The 5,518-nt window shown below is 49.5% G+C and carries 7 protein-coding genes; 1 reads left to right on the top strand and 6 read right to left on the bottom strand.

Annotation, left to right across the window (positions count from 1 at the left end; genetic code table 11):
* Nucleotides 1-124 precede the first annotated feature (124 nt).
* On the bottom strand, nt 125-589 hold the full coding sequence (locus V6E55_RS24860; protein ID WP_001243598.1) for a methyltransferase family protein: 465 nt from the start codon (nt 587-589) through the stop codon (nt 125-127).
* A gap of 244 nt (nt 590-833) precedes the next feature.
* Nucleotides 834-2,492 (bottom strand): FAD-dependent oxidoreductase, encoded by a 1,659-nt coding sequence (locus tag V6E55_RS24855; RefSeq protein ID WP_000706606.1) that lies wholly within the window; start codon nt 2,490-2,492, stop codon nt 834-836.
* A gap of 161 nt (nt 2,493-2,653) precedes the next feature.
* Here V6E55_RS24855 and V6E55_RS24850 point away from each other — a divergent pair, with 161 nt between their 5' ends.
* The gene (locus V6E55_RS24850; RefSeq protein WP_000928911.1) at nt 2,654-3,004 is read left to right on the top strand and encodes an ArsR/SmtB family transcription factor; all 351 of its coding nucleotides are present in this window, start codon (nt 2,654-2,656) and stop codon (nt 3,002-3,004) included.
* Between the two features lie 304 nt (nt 3,005-3,308).
* Here V6E55_RS24850 and V6E55_RS24845 read toward each other — a convergent pair whose 3' ends face one another.
* From V6E55_RS24845 to V6E55_RS24830, 4 genes are all read right to left on the bottom strand, one after another.
* Nucleotides 3,309-3,785: a Dps family protein gene (locus tag V6E55_RS24845; protein ID WP_000043177.1), complete on the bottom strand. Its 477-nt coding sequence runs from the start codon at nt 3,783-3,785 to the stop codon at nt 3,309-3,311.
* 114 nt (nt 3,786-3,899) lie between these two features.
* Nucleotides 3,900-4,250 carry a PaaI family thioesterase gene (locus V6E55_RS24840; RefSeq protein ID WP_023135766.1) on the bottom strand — a complete coding sequence of 117 codons (351 nt, stop codon included), beginning with the start codon at nt 4,248-4,250 and terminating at the stop codon, nt 3,900-3,902.
* A gap of 247 nt (nt 4,251-4,497) precedes the next feature.
* Nucleotides 4,498-4,959, bottom strand: coding sequence for a NifB/NifX family molybdenum-iron cluster-binding protein (locus V6E55_RS24835; protein ID WP_000626969.1), 462 nt, complete (start codon nt 4,957-4,959; stop codon nt 4,498-4,500).
* Nucleotides 4,934-5,254 carry a DUF134 domain-containing protein gene (locus V6E55_RS24830; protein WP_001137910.1) on the bottom strand — a complete coding sequence of 107 codons (321 nt, stop codon included), beginning with the start codon at nt 5,252-5,254 and terminating at the stop codon, nt 4,934-4,936. The genes V6E55_RS24835 and V6E55_RS24830 overlap by 26 nt, the downstream gene beginning before the upstream one ends.
* Nucleotides 5,255-5,518: the final 264 nt, after the last annotated feature.

Below are 5,518 nucleotides of genomic sequence, written 5' to 3'. Positions count from 1 at the left end.
ATGGGTTCATGTGCAGCTCCATCAGCAAAAGGGGATGATAAGTTTATCACCACCGACTATTTGCAACAGTGCCCTTTTCTTTATGATTTCGACGTTATTTGTCTCCTGCAACACCACGGGGTTGCTATAACCAGCGACGAACCCGTTGGGTATAGCGTTCCCATTCCAACCCGAAACGTTTTCGAAGCTGTACCTCTTCAACATGGATATGTAATCTGGCTACTACAAACATAAACAACGGTACAGCAAGTATCCCCACCAGGCTGCCAAAGCAGAGAGCAACGGATAACTGGAGCCCGCTCATTCCAAGGTAAATAGGGTTTCGACTCCATGCGTAACAACCGACAGTTACCAGCTTGGTGGTTCTATCCGGATGAAGCGGATTAAGCGTCGTGCCGTTCGTGCTCATCTGCCAAGCGGTGTGCAGTATCATGGTAATACAAACACCGGTCAGCAACACGCTTAGCACTATATTCACGATGTCGAAGGTAAAACGCGGGATTGCAGTCAACACATCAGTGACGAAAAACAGCAATAAGATGAGTGGGGGCGGAAACCATACTCTCAATCGAGTCACGAAGTTACGCATTACACAGACCTATCTCTGAACTAAGCAGCCTGATGGCTGCAAAATGAAAATCCAGTCCTTGCCATTCCTATAGTGACCATGAATCTGACATTATATGCCTGATCTGAAAAGTTATTTTTTCATAACTGTCCTTATAACGGTGCGGGGTCAGTCCACACCTCTGTTCAGGTGAACAAATTCAGCAGACCACTTCACTGTTAAACCTGTGGCGATTCAGGGTGCCATGTGTATGGCACCTCATCTCTTATTTACTTATTGACTCCGTTACCGCCTGCCAGGTTATAAAGCCACCACTCAGATTATATGTCCTGAAGCCGTGGGCCTGAAGAATACGGTATGCCACATGCCCGCGCAGGCCACTCTGGCACCCTATAAAAATCTCTTTATCTTTAGGCACTTTTTCAAGATTCTCCCGCAGGGAATCCAGTGGAATGGATAGCGCGTCAGGATATTCGCCAAATTGTTTCAGTTCGGCAGGAGAGCGAATATCAAGTAAACAATAACTGCCCGGTTCCCGTTGTAACACATCGCTGACATGACATATGACCGTATCTCCTTTCATTACATTTGTCGCCACCATACCAGCCTGGTTAACGACGTCCCTTGCACTGTTAAAAGGTGGAGCATAAGTCAGCTCAAGATGTTCGAGATCGTTGACGGTAAGCCCCGCGCGCTGTGCGACAGACAGGACATCGATGCGTTTATCAACCCCTTTTTTCCCTGATGCCTGAGCCCCGAGAATTTTACCGGTATCGGGGCTGAACAGCAGTTTCAGACTGATCATCGTTGCCCCCGGGTAGTAACCGGCATGATCAGCGGCATGGACGTAAACCTTCTCGTATCGGGTGCCATGAACTTTCAGCTGCTTTTCATTCGCACCGACGCTGCCAATACTCAGCGAAAATACCTTACAAATGGATGTCCCCTGACTGCCATGGTAAAGGCTGTGACGATCTAGCATGTTATCAGCAGCAATGCGTCCCTGGCGGTTGGCGGGCCCTGCCAGAGGAAAATTAGCGGGTTCCTGAAAGACAAAGTCTGGAGTTTCAACGGCATCCCCCACGGCGTAGATGTCAGGGATACTGGTCTGCATACAGGCATTGACGCTTATGCCTCCCCGTTTACCCACTGCGAGCCCGGCTCCTGTGGCAAGGCTGTTCTCAGGTTTTACCCCGATGGCGAGAATAACCATGTCGGTCTGCAGAAACCCACCCTCAGACAGTGCAACGCGGAATCCCGTCTCTGTCCGCAGTACCTCGGTGAGCGCCGTTCTGAGACGCAGATCCACGCCATGACTCCGGATTTCCTGATGCAGGGCAGATGCCATTTCAGGATCAACCGGAGCCATAACCTGTTCCCCCATCTCCAGCAGGGTCACACTGATCCCCCGTTCGCTCAGAGCCTCCATCACTTCAAGTCCGATAAATCCCCCCCCGACAAGCGTGGTGTGAGCTACGTGATGTTGCTCAATCCACCCCAGGATAGCATCCATGTCAGTAAGATTTCGCAGCGTAAAGACACCCTCTTCCTGTAGCCCGGGCAAAGGAGGGACAACCGGAGCGGCGCCGGTACTGAGGAGCAGACGATCCCATTCTTCGCTATAGACCTCCCCTGAGGTCAGATTTTTAACCGTCACCGTTTTATTAACCGGATCCACTGACGTCACTTCATGACAGATACGGACGTCTATGTTAAAGCGGGATTTAAAATCCTCCGGGGTTTTCAGAATCAGTGACTGCCTTAAAGGAATTTTTCCGCCTATATGATAAGGTAATCCACAGTTGGCGAAAGAGACATCGCTTCCCCGTTCAAACACAACAATACTGACATCCTCTGATAACCGACGAGCTCTGGCTGCAGCGGATGCCCCGCCGGCAACACCACCAACAATCACTATTTTCATTACATCCTCTCTGTTCACCCGGGGCAAAAATGCCTGCCAGATATAATCGTTTCCCCGGGCCGGCAGGACGCTGCAGACCTGACGAACACGATGGCAAAATTACGATACCGTCAGTATACTAAATTATATTATATAAAAACACATAGTATGAGAAATCAGCAATGCTCATGAATGAAGACACAAAACGTCAGACAGATATGAAGAATGCGGCCCTGAGGGCAGCAGATGTCTTACGGGGACTGGCCAACAGCGACCGGTTGCTGTTGATGTGTCAGTTAAGCCTGGGGGAAGCGAATGTGGCCGGGCTGGAAGCGGCGGTCGGTATCACTCAGCCGACCCTGTCCCAGCAGCTGGGTGTAATGCGCCGCCTGAAGCTGGTCGAGACCCGACGGGCAGGTAAAATGGTATATTACCGTATTGAGGATAACCGTATCATGACGTTGTTAAATACCTTATATGATCTCTACTGCCCGCAGGCAGGCACCGGTAAAGGAAGCCATAACAACGAATAATATGATCCTGCTTTCCCCGTAAACCGTTTTATCCATGCATCATTAACCCTGTTCAGGCTGTGAAATGCCAGACCGGAACCTGCGATACCTTAACGGGAAAACAACAGTGGTCCGGATATACCAGCCGATGATGCCCGTCACGGACTGTATTTCTCGTTCACGCATTCACTGATTAACCCACTGATTCAATGGTGTTTAATACTGTGACGGTCAGAAAAAACAGCCACAGGAACACGGATGATTCTGCACTGTCAGTAATAGCCTGTGGCTGACAAACCGTTTTTTCTGCTGCCACGGGGTGACATTATTCAAGCAGGCTACGCAACATCCAGGCAGTTTTCTCATGTAACTGGATACGTTGTGTAAGCAGATCTGCTGTGGCTTCATCATTCGCATTATTAACGAGCGGGAACAGGGAGCGTGCAGTTTTAACCACGGTCTCCTGGCCCTGGACAAGATTTTCAATCATGTTTTTTGCTGCCGGAATATCCTTATCTTCATTAACCGCTGTTAAACGTGAAAATTCATGATATGTGCCGGGCGCGAAGCATCCGAGCGAGCGTATACGTTCAGCGATATCATCAACGGCAGTGGCCAGCTCATTGTATTGATTTTCAAACATTAAATGTAAGCTGTTAAACATGGGGCCAGTTACATTCCAGTGATAGTAATGTGTTTTTATATACAGGGTATAGGTGTCAGCAAGAAGCCGGGACAGGCCGTCTGCAATCTCCACCCGGGATGATTCAGCAATACCAATATCAATGATTTGTTTACTCATAACTACCTCTTACACGGTTTCAGTGGAATATACGATATGCGATTATTCTTTCCGGTCTGAGCAAAACACGCCTCAAATTTTTATAATAACCAGGTACACCTGTCGTCTGTCACACTAGCGATGCGCCAGAGCAATATCCTGCGACGGAACAATGAATTTCGCCGTGGCACGTGCCACTGTCTGCTGTCCTTTTGTCAGCCATGCTTCAAGCAGGTAAATCCCCCTGCGTTGCCCAAGCAGTCTGGCACATACCATCAGTTTGTCTCCGGTACAAACGGGTGAAATGAATCTTACCGTCAGTTCAGCCGTCAGGGCTTGCACACCCTGCATGAACAAACAATGAGTCATTGCTGCATCCAGCAGGGTACTCGTCATTCCGCCATGTAAAAGACCCGTATACCCCTGATGCCTGTGATTGGCCGTGTAGTCCGCACATACAGAGCCATCCGGGTGCTCTGAAAACATTAAGTTCACCGTATCAGGGTTGTTGTCGCGGGAACTACAGACCATACAACAGGTATGGGCCTTTCTGGCATCAAGATAACAATTCATCTGTTTCTGCTCAGCGTCCGGTTGTACTGACGGGAGGCATCCGGAATTCAGTCAGCTGAGGGGCTCCCCCGGCATCATTACTGCCTCCTCCACACATTCCGGCTCCTGGTTTATACACAATACGGGTCTGATAAAAATCACCGCCCGTGATGAAATAAACTCATGAATGGCAACAGCGCCCGTTTCCGTGATGATGCTGACGCCCACCCTGGCACGCATTTTCTGCTGTGTTCCCGTCAGAGTGACAGCATTTTTTCCCTTTCGCCTCATGATGAAAGGACTGGCGTCCCTGCTCCGGCTTATTCAGTTCAGTCAGAACACGGGTATCCGGATCACACAGTTCAGTGAACAAACGACGACCACAGTCAGTCTGGTACACCGCGATCTGATGCCCCAGTAATTTACCCAGCATCCGTTCCCCGATGTTACGGACCACAACGCGGCTGACTTGCTGTTGAACCAGCAGGTCAACCAGCTTCCGTTTACCTGAACAATCTGCGCCCAGCGCGGGATTTTCTGTCCGGCTGAGCTCCACACCGCGCTCATCCACCAGGACAAGGTGACTCGCTTTGGTAAAATGATTTGCTACCCGGTCGTCATTCACTGGAATGGCTGTGATCATCTTGTGTAACTCCTTCCCTTTCAGAGTGCATTATTAAGGCCTTGCCCTGAGTGAGACAGTCCACAACCTTAAAACGGGCTGCTTTCAGGACATTGGCCAGTGTCTGCCTTGAAACCCCCATTGCAACAGCCGCTTCCTGCTGTTGCATGCCCAGTAAATCGACCAGCCGTAACGCTTCAAACTCATCTTCTTTTAAATGAACATGTTCAAGCTGGCTCATCGGTCGCGCATTGGGCTTAAAACAGGTATCCGCAGGGCGGCCACAGATGTTACGGGGAATTCTGGGTCTTGGCATGAAGGCTCCTTATTGGCATATGCTATATATACACTCATAAACTGGCATATGCAATATACTCTGCTCACCGGTGGAGAATTTTTTGCTTTACCCTGGAGTCTGTAAGTGGGCAGCAGGTCATGAGAGATGAAGAGAAAGAAAACAGATACTGTATGAGACTCAATTTAAAGTGCTGCCATAAGGGGGACGTCTCAGAAAACGGAATCTATGGTCACTCCCGTTTTTGCAACACCGATTTTGACGACAAGTTGGCTTGCTTGAATC

The sequence above is a fragment of the Enterobacter sp. 342 genome, from assembly GCF_036663495.1.
Taxonomy (GTDB): domain Bacteria; phylum Pseudomonadota; class Gammaproteobacteria; order Enterobacterales; family Enterobacteriaceae; genus Enterobacter.
This window is presented reverse-complemented; position numbering and strand designations above follow the sequence as displayed.